This is a genomic window from Candidatus Binataceae bacterium (assembly GCA_035308025.1).
In the GTDB taxonomy this organism is placed as follows: domain Bacteria; phylum Desulfobacterota; class Binatia; order Binatales; family Binataceae; genus JAJPHI01.
The window spans coordinates 103,571-121,645 of sequence record DATGHL010000029.1 but is presented as its reverse complement, the minus strand read 5'-3'; the positions used below and the strand labels follow the sequence as shown (position 1 = coordinate 121,645).

The following is an 18,075-nucleotide window of genomic DNA, read 5'->3' as shown; positions in this document are numbered from 1 at the left end:
GGACGCTGAAAAAAATGGCTGGAAAGAAATACGCCAACGCGGCGAAGAATGTTGATCAGGAAAAGCGCTATCCGCTCGAAGAGGCGCTGGCGTTAGTCGTCGCGAACAAAGTCGCGAAGTTCGACGAGACGGTCGAGCTGGCGGTGCGGTTGGGCGTCGATCCGCGGCAAGCCGATCAGAACGTTCGCGGCACGGTAGTGCTGCCCAACGGCACCGGCAAGGTTTTTCGGGTGCTGGTGCTGGCCAAGGGTGAGAAAGAAAAAGAGGGGCGTGATGCGGGCGCAGACTTCGTCGGCGGCGAGGACTTGATCAAGAAGATCCAGGAAGAGAACTGGCTGGATTTCGATCGGGTAATCGCGACGCCGGATATCATGGGCGCGGTCGGGCGAATCGGCAAGATTCTGGGGCCGCGCGGCCTGATGCCGAATCCACGCGTCGGGACCGTTACCTTCGATGTCGCGAAGGCGGTGCAGGAGGTCAAGGCCGGCAAGGTTGATTATCGGGTTGACAAGGCTGGCGTGGTCCACGTGCGGATCGGCAAGATCAGTTTTGGCGGCGAGAAGCTGGCCGAGAATGCTCATGCGCTGTTGGGCGCGATTGCCCGTTCGAAGCCCTCGACCGCCAAGGGCAATTACGTAAAGAGCGTCGCAGTCTCGTCAACCATGGGTCCAGGCGTTCGCGTCGATACGGCCAGTGCGGCCCGCACGGGCGCTGCGGCGGCCGCGTAGGCGGTGGTCCGCAGACCCCGATAGAAAGCGATCGCGATGAAGAAAGAGCAAAAGACCGAAATCGTTCAACGGCTGACGGCGAACCTGGGGCGGGCCAAAATGGCGCTGCTGGCGGAGCATCGTGGGATGACCGCGGGTGAATCGGACGACATGCGCCGGCGGCTGCGCGCGATCGACAGCGAGTTGCAGGTGGCGAAAAACACCTTGATGCGGCTGGCGATCAAGCAGACGGCCTTCGCCGCGCTCGAAACCAGCCTTGGCGGGCCGATCGGGCTTATCGTGAGCTACACCAATCCGGTCGAGCTGGCCAAGACGGTCGGTTCGTTCAAGGATCTGGGCGAGAAGTTCAAGGTGCGGGGCGGCGTGCTCGACGGCAAGCCGTTGACGGCGGAGGAGATCGCGGCGTTGGCGCAGTTGCCGGCGCGCGAGGTGATCTTCGGACAGCTACTGGGCCTGCTGCAGGCGCCTGCGACGCAGCTCGTGCGGCTGCTGAATGAGCCGGCGTCGGGGTTGGCACGGCTGATCGACGCGATCGGCAAGAAAGCCGGCGAAAGCGCAGTGGCGGACGCGGCGCCCACGGTTCCTGCGGAGGGCGTCGGGGCTGATGCTGCGCCGGTCGAAGCGGAAACAACTGGGCAGGCATAAGAAATATCGTCGAAGTAATTTGGAGCAAGGTTTAGTTCGAGAAAGCGGTTTGTTTGAAAGCGGTTTGTTTGATAGTCGCGAGGCGCTCCCACATCGTCCGCGCGGCGCTTATTGATTGGAAGGAGACAGAGGGAAGATGGAAGAAGCAGGATCGTTAAGCCGCGATCAGGTCAAGGATTATCTCAAAAATCTGAGCCTGTTAGATGCAGCGGCCCTCGTCAAAGAGCTCGAACAAGAGCTTGGAGTGTCGGCGGCGGCGCCGGTCGCGATGGTGGCTGCGCCGGGTGCGGCGGGAGCCGCGGCGGCGGCGCCGGCGGCTGAGAAGGACGAGTTTACCGTGATGTTGACAGCGGCGGGCGACAAGAAGATCCAGGTGATCAAAGTCGTGCGTGAGCTGACCGGGTTGGGACTCAAAGAGGCCAAAGACCTGGTGGACGGCGCGCCGAAGGCGGTCAAGGAAGGCGTCAACAAGGCCGAGGCGGAGGAGATCAAAAAGAAGCTTGAAGATGTCGGGGGCGGAGTCGAGTTGAAGTAGGAGCCGGCGCTTTTTTGGCAGTTCAGTCCGGGCATCATAGAACGGTGAGCGGCAGCGCAGGCGGTATTCTCCGTCAGCGCGGCGGCCGTTTGCCCGTTTACGCAATTCGAAGCGGGGGATTTCCGACGCACGCGCCGTGATGGTGCGTGCGCGATATTCTTAAACAGCCGCTAACACACCCGGCGGCGCGGCGCTCCTCGAGCGGCGGCCGGATGAGGTACCAATGGCGCAGTCGCAGGTTACGAGCAATCTTCGCTTCCGGCGGTCTTTCGGGAAGATCAAGAAGATTATCGAGATTCCGAATCTGATCGAGATTCAGAAGCGCTCTTACGATGAATTCCTTCAGGCTGGCGTGCTGGCCGAGAACCGGACCGATACCGGCTTGCAGGCGGTTTTCAAGTCAGTTTTTCCGATTAAGGATTTCAACGAGACCGCTTCGCTCGAATTCGTCAGTTACGAACTGGGCGAGCCGAAATACGACGTCGACGAATGCCATCAGCGCGGCATGACCTATGCGGCGCCGCTCAAGGTCAAGATTCAGTTGGTCATCTGGGATGTCGAGAGCGGGCGGCGCTCGATCAAGAACGTCAAGGAGCAGGAGGTCTATTTCGGCGAGATTCCGCTGATGACGACCAACGGCACGTTCATGGTTAACGGCACGGAACGCGTGATCGTGTCGCAACTCCATCGCTCGCCCGGAGTTTTTTTCGAGCATGATAAGGGGCGCACGCATTCGACCGGCAAGCTGCTCTACTCGGCGCGGGTGATCCCGTATCGCGGGAGCTGGATCGATTTCGAGTTCGATCCGCGCGACGTGCTCTACGTGCGGATCGACCGGCGGCGGAAGTTTCCGGCGACGGTGCCGTTGCGCGCGCTCGGGATGACGACCGAGGACCTGCTCAACTATTTCTACAAAAAAGACGTCATCATCCTGGACGGCAAGGAGCTGGCCAAACAGTTTATCCCGGAGCAGCTGCTGGGCTCGCGGATCTCGCTGGAGATCAAGGATCGGCAGGGCGAGGTGATTGCGCGCGAGGGGCGCAAGTTCAACAAGGCGGTAATCCGGCAGCTCGAGCAGGGGCGCGTCAGCGAGATTCCGATCGCACTCGAAGAGGTGATCGGGCGGATCTCGGCGCACGACGTGGTCGATACGACCAACGGCGAAGTGCTGGTGCAGTGCAACGACGAGCTGACAGAGGCGACGATCGAGGCGCTCAAGAGCCACGGGGTCAAGCAGATCGAAGTGCTCTTCACGGAAGATCAGGCGGGCGGGGGGCCGCTGCGGTTGACGCTGGGGCAGGACAAGCTCAACACGCCGGACGAGGCGATCATCGAGATTTACCGGCGGCTGCGGCCGGGCGATCCGCCGACGTTGCAGACCGCGACGACCTTTTTCAACAATCTGTTTTTTAACCCGGAGCGTTACGATCTCTCGAAGGTCGGCCGGCTCAAGCTCAACTTCAAGCTGTTCAAGAACGCCAGTCACGTGCCGCTCGATCAGGGGACGCTGCGGCGCGAGGACATCCTGGAGGTCGTGCGCTACCTGATCGAGCTCAAAAACGGCGCCGAGGACCATCAGATTGACGATATCGATCATCTGGGGAATCGGCGGGTGCGCGCGGTCGGTGAGCTGGTCGAGAATCAGTTCCGCATCGGACTGGTGCGGATGGAGCGGGCGATCAAAGAGCGGATGAGCCTGCAGGATATCGAGACGCTGATGCCGCAGGAGCTGGTGAATTACAAGCCGGCGTCGGCGGTAATCAAGGAGTTTTTCGGGTCATCGCAGCTTTCGCAATTCATGGATCAGACCAATCCGCTGTCGGAGATTGCGCATAAGCGGCGGCTGTCGGCGTTAGGACCAGGCGGGCTGACGCGGGAGCGGGCCGGCTTCGAGGTCCGCGACGTCCATCCGACGCACTACGGGCGCGTGTGCCCGATTGAAACGCCGGAAGGGCCGAATATCGGACTGATCGCGGCGCTCTCGACCTACGCGCGGGTCAACGATTACGGCTTTATCGAGACGCCCTATCGGGAAGTTGAGAACACACGCGTCAGCGAGCGGATCAAGTATCTGTCGGCGCTGGACGAAGAAGACAAGGTGATCGCGCAGGCCAACGCGCCGATCGATGCGCACGGACGTTTCGAGAACGAGATGGTCTCGGCGCGGATCGGCGGCGAGTTCACGATGGTGCGGCGGGAGGAAGTCCAATACATGGACGTCTCGCCGAACCAGTTGGTCTCGGTGGCGGCCTCATTGATTCCGTTTCTGGAGAACGACGACGCCAACCGCGCGCTGATGGGCTCGAACATGCAGCGGCAGGCGGTGCCGCTGCTCAAGACCGAAGCGCCGCTGGTCGGCACCGGACTCGAGCGGACGGTCGGCCGCGACTCGGGCGTGACCACGATCGCGCGGCGTGACGGGGTCGTCGAAAGCGTGGACGCCGAACGGATCGTGGTGCGCGCCGATCGTTCGGGACGCGACGCGCGCGACGCCGGCGTGGACATCTACAACCTGGTCAAATACCAGCGCTCGAATCAGAACACCTGCATCAATCAGCGCCCGATCGTGGTCAAAGGCGAACGGGTGACAGCGGGCGATATCGTAGCTGACGGGCCCTCGACCGATATGGGTGAACTGGCGTTGGGGCGCAACGTGCTGGTCGCTTTCATGCCGTGGGGCGGCTACAACTTCGAGGATTCGATTTTGATTTCGGAGCGCGTGGTGCGCGAGGATCTGTTTACCTCGGTGCATATCGAGGAATTCGAATGTATCGCGCGCGACACCAAGCTGGGGCCCGAGGAGATCACGCGCGACATCCCGAATGTCGGCGAGGAGGCGCTCAAGGACCTCGATACCAGCGGGATCATCCGGATTGGCGCGGAGGTGCGTCCGGGGGACATCCTGGTCGGCAAGATCACGCCCAAGGGCGAGACCCAGCTTTCTCCCGAAGAGAAGCTGTTGCGGGCGATTTTCGGCGAGAAGGCCGGCGAGGTGCGCGACACCTCGCTGCGGGTGCCGCCCGGGGTCGAAGGCGCGGTGATTGACGCGCGGGTGTTTGCGCGGCGCGGGGTCGCGCGCGACGACCGCTCGCAGGAGATTCAGACGCTCGAGGTCGAGAAGCTCAAGACCGACGAAACCGAAGAGATCCGGATCGTGCGCGGCGAGGCGCTGCGCAAGCTCAAGCGCGCGCTGGCGGGCAAGAAGCTGGCGGCGCGGGTGATGTCGGATGAGCGGCGCGTGCTCTTCAACAAGGGCGACGACATCACGGCGGAGGAGCTCGATGAACTGGCCGTGCCGTTGTGGGGCCAGCTACGCGTCGAGCAGGAGACTACGCAGGCCGACATCAGCGAGACGATCGAGGCGATGAGCGCCAAGGTCAAGGAGATCCAGGACCATTACGGGGCCAAAATCGACCGCGTGAAGGCGGGCGACGAGCTGGCGCCGGGCGTGATCAAGATGATCAAGGTGTTCGTCGCAATCAAGCGGCGGCTGCAGGTTGGCGATAAGATGGCGGGACGGCACGGCAACAAGGGCGTGCTCTCGCGCATCCTACCGGGCGAGGATATGCCGCGGCTCGAAGACGGCACGCCGGTGGATATCGTGCTGAATCCGCTGGGGGTGCCCTCGCGGATGAATGTCGGGCAGATTCTGGAGACCCATCTGGGCTGGGCGGCGCTCGAACTGGGGCGCAAGCTCTACGCCGACGCGAGCAACGGGATCACGCCGGCGCAACTGCGCAAGCGGGTGCGCGAGCTCTATCCGGACAAGGACTACCAAGGGTTGATTGACGAGGCCGACGACGCCGCGATCAAACAGCTGGCGGAGAAGGCCCGTAACGGCATCTACACGGCTTCGCCGGTGTTCGACGGCGCGCGCGAGGAGGAGATCTTCGCGTTGCTCAAGAAGGCCGGCCTGCCCGAAAGCGGCCAGTGCACGCTCTACGACGGGCGCACGGGCGAGCCCTTCGAGCAGCCGGTGACGGTCGGCGTGATGTACATCATCAAGCTGCATCATCTGGTCGAGGACAAGATTCACGCGCGCTCGACCGGGCCGTACAGCCTGGTGACGCAGCAGCCGCTGGGCGGCAAGGCGCAGTTCGGCGGGCAGCGTCTGGGCGAGATGGAAGTGTGGGCGCTCGAGGCCTACGGCGCGGCCTATACGCTGCAGGAGATGCTGACGGTGAAGTCCGACGACGTGGCCGGGCGCACGCGGATGTACGAGGCGATCGTCAAGGGCGAGAACACGCTGGAGCCGGGCTTGCCGGAGTCGTTCAACGTCATGGTCAAGGAGCTGCAGTCACTGTGCCTCAATGTCGAGTTGCTCGAGCACGGGGAGCGGATTTAGTGCATCCGCACCTGCGCTTACGGCAGCGCGCCGGCTTTCGCCGCGGGACGGGGCGTGGACTCGGTAGGACGTCCGATCGGTCGAATCTCGCTGAGACACAACGTCAGCAGCATGTAGCAGAAGGAGAGTAAGCAGTTATGGAAGATCTTTTCGGGGTATTTGAAAAGCCGAAGAATCCCCTTTCCTTCAACGCTATCCGGATAGCGATCGCGTCGCCGGAACTAATCCGGTCATGGTCGCACGGCGAGGTCAAGAAGCCGGAAACCATCAACTATCGGACTTTCAAGCCGGAGCGCGACGGGCTGTTCTGCGCGAAGATTTTCGGGCCGACCAAGGATTACGAGTGCAATTGCGGCAAGTACAAGCGCATGCGCCATCGCGGCGTGGTGTGCGAGAAGTGCGGCGTCGAAGTGATCCAGTCGAAGGTGCGGCGCGAGCGGATGGGCCATATCGATTTGGCGGCGCCGGTGGCGCACATCTGGTTCCTGCGCTCGCTGCCGTCGCGAATTGGCGTGCTGCTCGACATGACGCTGAAGGAGCTCGAGAAGATTCTCTACTTCGAGAGCTACATCGTGCTCGACGCGGGCGAGACCCCGCTGCAATACCGCGAGCTGCTGACCGAGAAGAAATACCGCGAGGCGCGCGAGCTGTACGGCGAGGGCTTCACGGCCGACATGGGGGCCGAAGCGATCCGCGTGCTGCTGAGCCAGCTCAAGCTCGACGAGCTGGCGGAAGAGCTGCGGGCGGAGATGAAGGCGACGGCGAGCGAGGCGCGGCGCAAGAAGACCGCCAAGCGGCTCAAGGTGGTCAACGCCTTCCGCGAATCGGGCAACGAGCCGGAGTGGATGATCCTGCGCATCCTGCCAGTGATTCCGCCGGACCTGCGGCCGCTGGTGCCGCTGGACGGCGGGCGCTTCGCGACGTCGGACCTCAACGATCTCTACCGGCGAGTAATAAATCGTAACAACCGGTTAAAGCGGCTGATCGAGCTGAACGCCCCCGACATCATCGTGCGCAACGAAAAGCGCATGTTGCAGGAGGCGGTAGACGCGCTCTTCGACAACGGGCGGCGCGGGCGCGCGATCACCGGGCCGGCCAAGCGGCCGTTGAAGTCGCTCTCCGACATGCTCAAAGGCAAATCGGGCCGCTTCCGGCAAAACCTGCTGGGCAAGCGCGTCGATTATTCCGGCCGTTCGGTAATCGTGGTGGGACCCGAGCTGCGGCTCCATCAGTGCGGCCTGCCCAAAAAGATGGCGCTCGAGCTGTTCAAGCCCTTCATCTACTCGAAGCTCGAGGAGAAGGGCTACGTCACGACGATCAAGAGCGCCAAGAAGATGGTCGAGAAGGAGGGCAAGGACGTCTGGGACATCCTGGACGACGTCATCCGCGAGCATCCGGTGCTGCTCAACCGCGCACCGACGCTGCATCGGTTGGGGATTCAGGCGTTCGAGCCGGTGCTGATCGAGGGCAAGGCGATTCAGCTCCATCCGCTGGTCTGCACGGCCTACAACGCGGACTTCGACGGCGATCAGATGGCGGTGCATGTGCCGCTCTCGATTGAAGCGCAGGTGGAATCGCGCGCCCTGATGATGTCGACGAACAATATTCTGTCGCCGGCGTCGGGCAAACCGATCATCGTGCCGACGCAGGACATGGTGCTGGGACTTTACTACATGACGCGCGAGCGTCCGCTGTCGAAGGGCGAAGGCAAGATTTTCGCGTCGCCGGCCGAGGTGCGGGTCGCGTATGACCACGGCGTGGTTGGGCTGCAGGCCAAGATTACGGTGCGGATGACGCCGGCCAAGCATGCCGGCGAGGAGAACGAAGACAGCCGGCCTGCGGCGGAGCGCGATCAAAACCGGCCAGTGGTGCAGGCTAACGGCCACGCCGGCAACGGCGCGGCGCATGCTGAGCGGATCGCGACGACGGTCGGCCGGATCCTGCTGTACGAGATCGTGCCGCCGGAAGTGCCGTTTGCTGAAGTCAATCGCACGATGAAGAAAAAGGAGCTCGGCAACCTGATCGATATCGTGTATCGGCGCGCTGGCGACAAGGCGACGGTCATCTTCGCCGATCGCATGAAGGACGTCGGTTTCCAGTTTGCGACCCAGGCGGGCATCTCGATCTCGATCAAGGACATGACGATCCCGCCGCAAAAACAGCATCTGCTTGAGCGGGCGCAAAAAGAGGTCGCCGGAATCCAGCAGCAGTACAACAACGGCGTCATTACGGATGGCGAGCGCTACAACAAGGTCGTGGACATCTGGGCGGAGGTGCAGGACGAGATTGGCGGCGCGGTGCTCAAGGGACTCAAGACCCAGACCTACAAAGATCGCGACGGCAAGGAAGTGACGGGCGACTCCTTCAATCCGGTGTTCATTATGGCGGATTCGGGGGCGCGCGGCTCGGAGCAGCAGATTCGCCAGCTGGCGGGGTTGCGCGGCCTGATGGCCAAGCCGTCGGGCGAGATTATCGAGACGCCGATTACGGCAAACTTCCGCGAAGGGCTGACCGTGCTGCAGTACTTCATCTCGACGCACGGCGCGCGCAAGGGGCTCGCGGATACTGCGCTCAAGACCGCGAACTCGGGCTATCTGACGCGCCGGCTGGTGGACGTCGCGCAGGATTCGATTATTACGGACGGCGACTGCGGCACGCTCGACGGCATCGAGATGACGCCGCTGGTCGAAGGCGGCGAGGTGATCGAAGGGCTCGGCGATCGGGTGCTCGGGCGGGTGGCGCTCGAGGAGATTCGCGATCCCTTCAACAATGAACTGCTGGTGCGGGCCAACGAAATGATCGACGAGGACAAGGTCGTCGCGATCGAAAATGCGGGGCTGGAGCGAATTAAGATCCGCTCGGTGCTGACCTGCCAGTCGCGCCGCGGTGTGTGCGTGAAGTGCTATGGGCGCGACCTCGGCCGCGGCCATCAGGTGAACATGGGCGAGGCGATCGGGATCATGGCGGCGCAATCGATCGGCGAGCCCGGCACGCAGCTGACGATGCGCACGTTCCATATCGGCGGCACCGCCAGCCGGCGCGCCGAGCAGACCACGCTGGAGACCCGCAACGACGGCGTGCTGCGGCTGCATAACGTCAAGACGGTGGAAGTGCGCACGGAAGATCGCGGCAAGGTCGAGAAGACGCTGGTCGTGATGTCGCGGCATGGCGAAGCGGTAATCGTGGTGCCGGAGACCTCGGGTGCGGGTGGGCGGGAGCGCGAACGCGAGCGCTATCCGCTGGTCTACGGCGCGAAGCTGCGCAAGCGCGACGGCGACGCCGTCAAGGCCGGCGAACTGATCGCCGAGTGGGATCCCTACACGACGCCCATCCTGACCGAAGTCGCCGGCGTGGTTAAGTTCGGCGACATTTTTGAAGGGCGCACGATGGAGGAAAAGCTCGACGACCGCACGGGCGCGCGCTACAACGTGATCGTCGAATCCAAGGAGCTCGAAGCGCGCCCGCGCATCTCGGTCAAGGACAACGGCGGCAAGACCGCGCATATTCCGGCGGGTGAGGGGCGGCCGAGCGGCTTCGAGCAATACGCGCGCTACCATCTGCCGGTCGGCGCGTATATCAACGTGGCCGACGGCGCGCGGGTCGAGGCCGGCGACATCATCGCGAAGATTCCGCGCGAGACCACCAAGACCAAGGACATCACGGGCGGCTTGCCGCGCGTCGCGGAGCTGTTCGAGGCGCGCAAGCCCAAGGAATTCGCCGTCATCTCGGAAATCGACGGCCAGGTCTCTTTCGGCAAAGACACCAAGGGCAAGCGCAAGGTGGTCGTGACGCCGGAGGTGGGCGAGGCGCGCGAGTATCTGATCGCCAAGGGCAAGCATATCGGCGTGCATGAGGGCGATATGATTCGCGCCGGCGAGCCGCTGATGGAGGGCTCGTCGAATCCGCACGACATCCTGACGATTCTGGGCGAGAAGGCGCTGGCGAAATACCTGGTGGATGAAATCCAGGAGATTTACCGGCTGCAGGGCGTGCGCATCAACGACAAGCATATCGAAGTGATTGTGCGCCAGATGCTGCGGCGGGTGCGGATCAAGGAGGTCGGCGACACGGAGTTCCTGGTTGGCGACCAGACCGAGAAGTGGCGCTTTGACGAGGAGAATTCGCGCGTGCTGATGAAGGGCGGCGAGCCGGCGATCGCCGAGCCGCTGCTGCTCGGGATCACCAAGGCGTCGCTCTCGACCGAGAGTTTTATCTCGGCGGCGTCGTTCCAAGAGACCACGCGAGTGCTGACCGAAGCCGCGATCAACGGCAAGGTTGATCGCCTGATCGGGCTCAAGGAGAACGTGATCATGGGCCGGCTGATTCCGGCCGGCACCGGCCTCGCGGAGTACAACCGCAAGGAGATCCGGCTGGAAGGTGCGCCGGCGGACGAAGAGCCGGGGACGCAACCGGCGCCGGCGGAGGCGGTCGTCGCGGCCGGTAATTGACAGGCGGGGCGCGATACATATACATCTTAATGCTTCCCCCAAGGGCGAGCGTCCTTGGGGGTTTGCTTGGGACGCGCTTGTAACGATCCGTCCGGGCGATAGCCAAACCTGTCATCTGATATGGGCTACCGCGATTCGACCAGCAGACTAAAGGCGATGCAGCAGGGCGCTGCGCCGAAGAACTTGAAGAGTAAGAAAGGCAAAAGTGCCGACGATTAATCAGTTAATTCGCGCAGCGCGCGTCAAGAAGCGTTACAAGGAAACCGCGCCGGCGTTGCAGGGCTCGCCACAGAAGCGCGGGGTCTGCACGCAGGTCAAGACCACGACGCCAAAGAAGCCCAACTCGGCCTTGCGCAAGGTCGCGAGGGTGCGGCTCTCGAACGGCTACGAAGTCAACACCTACATTCCGGGCGTCGGCCACAACCTGCAGGAGCATTCGGTGGTCCTGATTCGCGGCGGTCGCGTCAAGGATCTGCCCGGCGTGCGTTACCACGTAATCCGCGGGACGCTGGATTCGATCGGGGTCACCGATCGGCGCAAGGGGCGCTCGAAATACGGCGCGAAAAAGCCCAAGTAACAAAAGCCCAGTAAGCAGTTACGCCGCCAAACATTGAAGTAGGAATCGAAGCAGGAATTTTATGTCGCGCAAAGGACAGGCTCGGGTTCGCGAGGCCATCCCGGATCCCAAGTTTCATGATCGCACGGTAGCGAAGTTCATGAACGTGGTGATGGAGCGCGGCAAGAAGTCCACGGCCGAGTTGATTTTCTACGGCGCGCTGGAGTTGGTTGCCGAGCGCGCCAAAGAGGACGGCCTGACGGTCTTCAAGCGGGCGCTGGATAACGTGCGGCCGGCGGTCGAAGTGCGCTCACGGCGGGTCGGCGGCGCGAACTACCAGGTGCCGGTCGAGGTGCGGCCGCTGCGGCGCAACTCGCTGGCGATGCGCTGGATGGTGACGGCGGCGCGGGCGCGCGGCGAGAAATCTATGGTCGAGCGGCTGGCCAACGAAATCCTCGAGGCCGGCGCGAATCGCGGCGGCGCCGTGAAAAAGCGCGAAGATACTCATCGGATGGCCGAGGCCAACCGGGCCTTTGCGCACTATCGCTGGTAATCCGGGAATTCAGGGTTAGATTCTTTAGTTCTATGGCGCGCGAAACACCAATCGAGCGGGTGCGCAATATCGGCATCATGGCGCACATTGATGCCGGTAAAACGACTACCACCGAGCGCATCCTGTACTACACCGGGATCAACTACAAAATCGGCGAGGTGCATGAAGGCACCGCGACGATGGACTGGATGGTGCAGGAGCAGGAGCGCGGGATTACGATTACCTCGGCCGCGACCACCTGTTTCTGGCGCGACTACCGGATCAACATTATCGATACGCCCGGCCACGTCGATTTCACGATCGAGGTCGAGCGCAGCCTGCGCGTGCTCGATGGCGCGGTCGCGGTCTTCTGTGCGGTGGGCGGAGTCGAGCCACAGTCGGAGACGGTCTGGCGGCAGGCGGACAAGTATCGCGTACCGCGCATCGCCTTCATCAACAAGATGGATCGGGTCGGCGCGGAGTACGAGCGGGTGGTGCAGGAGATTCGCGACAAGCTGCGAGCCAAGCCGTTGCTGTTGCAGCTGCCGATCGGGAACGAGGAGAAGTTCCGCGGGGTGATCGACCTGGTCGAGCAGCGCGCACTGGTCTGGGACGAGGATCGGCTGGGCGCGAACTATCGCGTCGAGCCGATCCCCGACGATCTGAAAGAACAGGCGGCGGCGCAGCGGGACACGCTGGTCGAAACTCTGGCCGATCACGACGATTATCTGATGGAGCTGTTTCTCGAGGGTAAGAGCCCGGAGCCGGCGGTGCTGCGCGCGGTGATTCGGGCGGCGGCGCTGAAGATCGAAGTGATTCCGGTGCTGATGGGCACGGCGTTTCGCAACAAAGGCGTGCAGCCGATGCTCGACGCGGTGGTGGACTATCTGCCGTCGCCGCTGGATCAGCCGCCCGTCACCGGCAAGAACGGCGACGCGGTCGAGGAGCGCTGGCCCCGCGACGACGCCCCCTTCTCGGCGCTGGCCTTCAAGATCATGACCGATCCGTATATCGGCACGCTGACCTTTATGCGGATCTATTCGGGGCGGCTCGAAAGCGGTTCGTCGGTATTGAACTCGACCAAGGGACGGCGCGAACGGATCGGGCGGCTGGTCAAGATGCACGCCAACAAGCGCGAGGAGATTTCCGAGGTCTTTGCCGGCGATATCTGCGCGGTCGGTTTGCGCGACACGACGACCGGAGATACGCTGTGCGACCCGGCCCATCCGGTGGTGCTCGAAGCGATTGAGTTTCCGGCACCGGTGATTCAGATCGCGATTGAGCCCAAGACCAAAGCGGACCAGGAGCGGCTCGGCGAGGCGCTGCAGAAGCTCGCCAAGGAAGATCCGTCGTTCCGCGTCAGCGTCAACCGCGAGACCGCGCAGACCCTGATCGCCGGGATGGGCGAGCTCCATCTGGAGATCATCGTTGATCGGATGCTGCGTGAGTTCAAAGTCGACGCGAACGTCGGCAAGCCGCAGGTGGCCTATCGCGAAACGATCCGGCGGGCGGCCGAGGCCGAAGGGCGTTTTGTCCGGCAGACCGGCGGGCACGGCCAGTTCGGCGTGGTCGAAATCCGCATCGAGCCGCTGGAAAAAGGCAGCGGCTTCGAGTTCGAGGATGAAACCAAGGGCGGTTCGGTGCCGCGCAACTTCATCCCCTCGATCGAGGCGGGAATCAAGGAAGCGATGGAGAGCGGCGTGCTGGCCGGTTATCCGATGGTTGATCTGAAGGCGGCGCTGCTGGACGGCAAGTATCACGAGGTCGATTCGTCGGAGCTGGCCTTCAAGATTGCCGGCTCGATCGCCTTCAAGGAGGCCTGCGCGAAGGCGCGTCCGGTGCTGCTCGAACCGGTAATGGACGTCGAAGTCGTGACGCCGCAGGAATTCATGGGTGAGGTGATCGGCGATCTAAACTCGCGGCGCGGCAAGATCACCGAGATGGAGAATCGGGCGGGCGCGCAGGTGATCGCAGCGCGCGTGCCGCTCGCGACCATGTTCGGCTACGCGACGAGGCTGCGCTCGATCACGCAGGGGCGCGCGACCTACACGATGCAGTTTGCGCTCTACGAGCCGGTGCCGCAGCAGGTGCATGAAGAGTTAACCGCGCGGGCAAGCGGCGAGAGCGTAGCGCGCGCTTGAGCGCAACGCGGGTCAAATTTCAGCTTAGAGGCTGCTATCTTTTAGCATAAAGGGGTCAAGAACCGGAGGGCATATCATGGGCAAGGCCAAGTTTGAACGCACCAAGCCGCATCTCAATGTCGGCACGATCGGACATATCGACCACGGCAAGACGACGTTGACCGCGGCGATCACGAAGGTTCTGTCCTCGAAAAAGCTCGCCCAGTTCACGGCCTTCGATCAGATCGACAAGGCGCCGGAAGAGCGCGAGCGCGGGATCACGATCGCGATCGCGCACGTCGAGTACGAAACCGCCAAGCGCCATTATGCGCACGTCGATTGTCCCGGGCACGCCGATTACATCAAGAACATGATCACCGGCGCGGCGCAGATGGACGGCGCGATCCTGGTAGTCGGCGCGAACGACGGCCCGATGCCGCAGACGCGCGAGCATATTCTGCTTGCGCGGCAGGTCGGCGTGCCCTCGATCGTGGTCTTTATGAACAAGGTTGACATGGTTGACGACCCCGAGCTGCTCGACCTGGTCGATCTCGAAGTTCGCGATCTGCTAACCAAATACGAATTTCCGGGTGACGACACGCCGGTTATCCGCGGCAGCGCGCTGAAGGCGCTGGAATGCGGCTGCGGCAAGGCGGACTGCCCCAATTGCAAGCCGATCCTCGATCTGATGGACGCGGTCGACAGCCATATTCCGCAGCCCGAGCGCGAGATTTCGAAGCCTTTCCTGATGCCGATCGAAGACGTCTTTTCGATCTCGGGCCGCGGCACGGTGGTTACCGGCCGGGTCGAGCGCGGCAAGGTCAAGGTCGGCGAGGAAGTCGAGATCGTCGGTTTCAAAGACACGGCCAAGACCGTCGTCACCGGCGTCGAGATGTTCCGCAAGATTCTCGACGAAGGTCAGGCGGGCGACAATATCGGCGTGCTGCTGCGCGGCATCAAGCGCGAAGAGATCGAGCGCGGGCAGGTGCTGGCGCATCCGGCGTCGATCACCCCGCACACCCAGTTCGAATCTTCGATCTACGTTCTGACCAAGGAAGAGGGCGGCCGCCATACGCCGTTTTTCAACGGCTACCGGCCGCAGTTCTACTTCCGCACCACCGACGTTACCGGGGTGGTGACGCTCGCCGAAGGGACTGAGATGGTCATGCCCGGCGACAATATCAATGTGGTGGGCGAGCTGATCACGCCGGTCGCGATGGAGCAGGGGCTGCGCTTTGCGATCCGCGAGGGCGGGCGTACGGTCGGCGCCGGCGTCGTCGCCAAAGTCTTGAAGTGAGGCGGGCGGCGAGCACGAGGTTGGCATAGTGGCTTCTGGGATGAACGAAAAGATCCGGATACGCCTGAAGGCGTACGACTACCGGCTGCTCGATCAGTCGGTGCGCGAGATCGTGGATACGATTCGGCGCACCGGCGGCCGCGTCGCCGGGCCGATTCCGCTGCCGACCCGGATCGAGCGCTTTACGGTGAACCGCTCGCCGCACGTGGACAAGAAATCACGGGAACATTTCGAGATTCGCACGCATAAGCGGCTGCTGGATGTGCTCGAACCGACCCAACAGACTATCGACGCGCTGGGCAAGCTCGATCTTGCCGCCGGCGTGGACGTGGAAATCAAACTCGAGTAGCCCCGTGATGAGAGAAGTCCCGTGCTGAGCGGATTGATTGGAAAAAAATTGGGCATGACCCAGATTGGCGACGCCAGCGGCCGCGTGCAGGCCGTGACCGTCATCCAATTGGGGCCGTGCGCGGTGACGCAGATTAAGACTGCAGGCACCGACGGCTACGAGGCTATCCAGGTGACCTGGGGCAAGCGCAAGCTGTCGCGCGTGACCGCGCCGCAACGCGGCCATTTTCAAAAGGCCGAAGTCGCGGCGGGGATCGCAACGCGGGAGTTCAAGACGCGTGGCGAGGGCGAACTCAAGCTCGGCCAGATGCTGGCGGCGACCGATGTCTTCAAGGCGGGCGATACCATCGACGTCTCCGGCGTCTCGAAAGGGCACGGCTACGCCGGCGTCATCAAGCGGCATCACTTCGCCGGCTTTCCGATGATGCGCGGTACGCACGAATATTTTCGCCACGGCGGTTCGATTGGTAATCGCTCATATCCTGGACGCGTACGCAAAGGGATGCGGATGGCGGGGCAGATGGGCAATGAGTTGGCGACGGTGCTCAATCTGAAAATTGTCGAGATTCTCGCCGAAGATCATGCGGTTGCGGTCAGCGGGGCGGTGCCCGGTCCTGACGGCGGTCTGGTGATCGTCCGGCACGCGTCCAGCGGGCAGCGCTTCACGCAGGGGCAGGCCGATGGATGAGACGACGAGCGTGGCAACTGCGGACGGCGTCAAGGCGCCCATGAAAGTCCCGATGTACTCGGCGGCGCGTGAGCGGCAGGGCGACTTCGAGCTTTCGGGCTCGATCTTCCGCAGCGACGCCGACGCCTCGCTGATGCACGAAGCGGTGCGGATGCAACTCGCGAAGCGGCGCGCCGGCACGGCCTCGACCAAGACTAAAGGCTTTATCTCGGGCGGCGGGCGGAAGCCGTGGCGGCAAAAAGGCACCGGGCGGGCGCGAGCCGGCTCGACCCGTTCGCCGCTATGGCGTCACGGCGGCAAAATTTTCGGGCCGCAGCCGCGCGACTATTCGTACAAGATGCCCAAAAAGGCCTGGCGGCGCGCACTTGCATTGGCGATCGCCGATCGCGCGGCCAGTGGCCATATGATTGTTGTCGAACGGCTGGAACTTACGGAGCCCAAGACCAAAGCTGCGAATGCGGCGCTGGCGGCGCTCGGTTTGACGCACGCGCTGATCGTGGTCTCGGCAGAGGACGCCGTTTTCGCGCGGGCGGCGCGCAATCTCGCGGCGCACAAGATTCTCTCGCTCGCCGGGCTGAATGTCTTCGACGTGCTGAACTACGATCAGTTGCTGATGACTGCGGAGACCGCGCGGGCCGTGGAAGCGCGTCTCGGGGGTGGCAAGTGAGCGCCGGTCTCCAAGGTCTGGACGGTCTGATTTTGGCGCCGCTGGTGACCGAAAAAGGCACGCTTATCGGCGAGCGCGCGAATCAAGTGGTCTTCCGCGCGCGGCCCGACGCCAGCAAGGACCAGTTGCGGCTAGCGGTCGAACAACTGTTCAAGGTGACGGTGCTCAAGATTCGCACGGCAAATTTCATGGGCAAGGAGCGGCGCAAGGGACGGATCGCGGGGCGCAAATCGGATTGGAAAAAGGCCTATGTCACGCTCAAGGCGGGCGACAAAATCGAATTCTTCGAGGGCCTCTAGGGCATAAGCGCCAAGGCATAAGATTAAGATGGCAGTGATTCAACTCAATCCGCGCACGCCGGGCCAGCGCTTCATGCAGCTTGCGGATTTTTCCGGGCTGAGCAAGAAGGCGCCGGAGAAGCGCCTGCTCGCGCCGCTCAAGAAATCCGGCGGCCGGAACAATCTCGGGCGCATGACGATGCGTCATCTGGGCGGCGGCCACAAACGCCGGCTCCGCCTGATCGATTTCAAGCGCAGTCGCGACGGTATTCCGGCGACGGTGGCGGCGCTTGAGTACGATCCGAATCGTTCGGCGAATATTGCGCTGCTGCATTATGCCGACGGCGAAAAAAGTTACATCCTGGCGCCCGAAGGGCTCAAGGCAGGCGATAAGGTGGAGTGCGGTCCGAGCGCAGATATCAAGCCCGGCAACGCGCTCAAGCTCGTTAACATTCCGGTCGGCACTTTTGTTCATGCGATCGAGCTCAAGCCCGGCGCCGGTGCCCAGATGGCGCGTGGAGCCGGCGCGCAGGCGCAGCTCATGGCCAAAGAGGGCAAGTTCGCGCTGCTCAAGCTGCCCTCGGGCGAGCAGCGGATGGTGCAGGCGGAGTGCCGGGCGACGATTGGCCAGGTGGGCAATCTCGAGTTCGAAAATATCTCGATCGGCAAGGCCGGTCGTAACCGCTGGTACGGGCATCGCTCGCACGTGCGCGGGGTCGCGATGAATCCGGTGGATCATCCGCACGGCGGCGGTGAGGGGCGCTCGAAGGGGAATCATCCGCAGTCGCCATGGGGGACGCCGGCCAAGGGCTACAAGACTCGCGGCAAGAAGACCTCGGATCAATACATCGTGTCGCGCCGGCCGCGCGGCAAGCGGGGATAAGAGCA

14 protein-coding genes are annotated in these 18,075 nt (G+C 63.0%); all 14 read left to right on the top strand.

Annotation, left to right across the window (positions count from 1 at the left end; translation table 11 throughout):
• Positions 1 to 14: 14 nt before the first annotated feature.
• The 14 genes from rplA to rplB all read left to right on the top strand — a co-directional run bounded on the left by rplA (position 15) and on the right by rplB (position 18,070).
• The gene (gene rplA / locus VKS22_08780; GenBank protein ID HLW70705.1) at positions 15 to 728 is read left to right on the top strand and encodes a 50S ribosomal protein L1; all 714 of its coding nucleotides are present in this window, start codon (positions 15 to 17) and stop codon (positions 726 to 728) included.
• A gap of 36 nt (positions 729 to 764) precedes the next feature.
• Positions 765 to 1,373, top strand: coding sequence for a 50S ribosomal protein L10 (gene rplJ / locus VKS22_08775; protein ID HLW70704.1), 609 nt, complete (start codon positions 765 to 767; stop codon positions 1,371 to 1,373).
• A gap of 136 nt (positions 1,374 to 1,509) precedes the next feature.
• Positions 1,510 to 1,908 carry a 50S ribosomal protein L7/L12 gene (gene rplL / locus VKS22_08770; GenBank protein HLW70703.1) on the top strand — a complete coding sequence of 133 codons (399 nt, stop codon included), beginning with the start codon at positions 1,510 to 1,512 and terminating at the stop codon, positions 1,906 to 1,908.
• A gap of 223 nt (positions 1,909 to 2,131) precedes the next feature.
• Positions 2,132 to 6,253, top strand: a complete 4,122-nt coding sequence (gene rpoB / locus VKS22_08765) for a DNA-directed RNA polymerase subunit beta (GenBank protein ID HLW70702.1) — start codon at positions 2,132 to 2,134, stop codon at positions 6,251 to 6,253.
• 137 nt (positions 6,254 to 6,390) lie between these two features.
• Positions 6,391 to 10,701 carry a DNA-directed RNA polymerase subunit beta' gene (gene rpoC / locus VKS22_08760; GenBank protein ID HLW70701.1) on the top strand — a complete coding sequence of 1,437 codons (4,311 nt, stop codon included), beginning with the start codon at positions 6,391 to 6,393 and terminating at the stop codon, positions 10,699 to 10,701.
• A gap of 205 nt (positions 10,702 to 10,906) precedes the next feature.
• Entirely contained in the window at positions 10,907 to 11,278 is a 372-nt protein-coding gene (gene rpsL / locus VKS22_08755; protein ID HLW70700.1) for a 30S ribosomal protein S12, read from the top strand.
• 61 nt (positions 11,279 to 11,339) lie between these two features.
• Positions 11,340 to 11,810 (top strand): 30S ribosomal protein S7, encoded by a 471-nt coding sequence (gene rpsG / locus VKS22_08750; protein HLW70699.1) that lies wholly within the window; start codon positions 11,340 to 11,342, stop codon positions 11,808 to 11,810.
• A gap of 32 nt (positions 11,811 to 11,842) precedes the next feature.
• Positions 11,843 to 13,930 (top strand): elongation factor G, encoded by a 2,088-nt coding sequence (gene fusA, locus VKS22_08745; protein HLW70698.1) that lies wholly within the window; start codon positions 11,843 to 11,845, stop codon positions 13,928 to 13,930.
• A 76-nt stretch (positions 13,931 to 14,006) separates the two neighbouring features.
• Positions 14,007 to 15,206, top strand: a complete 1,200-nt coding sequence (gene tuf / locus VKS22_08740) for an elongation factor Tu (protein ID HLW70697.1) — start codon at positions 14,007 to 14,009, stop codon at positions 15,204 to 15,206.
• A 40-nt stretch (positions 15,207 to 15,246) separates the two neighbouring features.
• Positions 15,247 to 15,555: a 30S ribosomal protein S10 gene (gene rpsJ, locus VKS22_08735; protein ID HLW70696.1), complete on the top strand. Its 309-nt coding sequence runs from the start codon at positions 15,247 to 15,249 to the stop codon at positions 15,553 to 15,555.
• Positions 15,556 to 15,576: 21 nt separating this feature from the next.
• On the top strand, positions 15,577 to 16,242 hold the full coding sequence (gene rplC, locus VKS22_08730) for a 50S ribosomal protein L3 (GenBank protein HLW70695.1): 666 nt from the start codon (positions 15,577 to 15,579) through the stop codon (positions 16,240 to 16,242).
• On the top strand, positions 16,235 to 16,909 hold the full coding sequence (rplD, locus tag VKS22_08725) for a 50S ribosomal protein L4 (protein HLW70694.1): 675 nt from the start codon (positions 16,235 to 16,237) through the stop codon (positions 16,907 to 16,909). The genes rplC and rplD overlap by 8 nt, the downstream gene beginning before the upstream one ends.
• Positions 16,906 to 17,208 carry a 50S ribosomal protein L23 gene (gene rplW, locus VKS22_08720; protein ID HLW70693.1) on the top strand — a complete coding sequence of 101 codons (303 nt, stop codon included), beginning with the start codon at positions 16,906 to 16,908 and terminating at the stop codon, positions 17,206 to 17,208. Before rplD ends, rplW begins: the two co-directional genes overlap by 4 nt.
• A 28-nt stretch (positions 17,209 to 17,236) precedes the next feature.
• On the top strand, positions 17,237 to 18,070 hold the full coding sequence (gene rplB, locus VKS22_08715; protein HLW70692.1) for a 50S ribosomal protein L2: 834 nt from the start codon (positions 17,237 to 17,239) through the stop codon (positions 18,068 to 18,070).
• Positions 18,071 to 18,075 lie beyond the last annotated feature (5 nt).

Bases quoted from the DNA above. Each gene is read 5' to 3' on its own strand.
- rplA (HLW70705.1), top strand. From the start codon at position 15: ATGGCTGGAAAGAAATACGCCAACGCGGCGAAGAATGTTGATCAGGAA.
- rplJ (HLW70704.1), top strand. From the start codon at position 765: ATGAAGAAAGAGCAAAAGACCGAAATCGTTCAACGGCTGACGGCGAAC.
- rplL (HLW70703.1), top strand. From the start codon at position 1,510: ATGGAAGAAGCAGGATCGTTAAGCCGCGATCAGGTCAAGGATTATCTC.
- rpoB (HLW70702.1), top strand. From the start codon at position 2,132: ATGGCGCAGTCGCAGGTTACGAGCAATCTTCGCTTCCGGCGGTCTTTC.
- rpoC (HLW70701.1), top strand. From the start codon at position 6,391: ATGGAAGATCTTTTCGGGGTATTTGAAAAGCCGAAGAATCCCCTTTCC.
- rpsG (HLW70699.1), top strand. From the start codon at position 11,340: ATGTCGCGCAAAGGACAGGCTCGGGTTCGCGAGGCCATCCCGGATCCC.
- fusA (HLW70698.1), top strand. From the start codon at position 11,843: ATGGCGCGCGAAACACCAATCGAGCGGGTGCGCAATATCGGCATCATG.
- tuf (HLW70697.1), top strand. From the start codon at position 14,007: ATGGGCAAGGCCAAGTTTGAACGCACCAAGCCGCATCTCAATGTCGGC.
- rpsJ (HLW70696.1), top strand. From the start codon at position 15,247: ATGAACGAAAAGATCCGGATACGCCTGAAGGCGTACGACTACCGGCTG.
- rplD (HLW70694.1), top strand. From the start codon at position 16,235: ATGGATGAGACGACGAGCGTGGCAACTGCGGACGGCGTCAAGGCGCCC.
- rplB (HLW70692.1), top strand. From the start codon at position 17,237: ATGGCAGTGATTCAACTCAATCCGCGCACGCCGGGCCAGCGCTTCATG.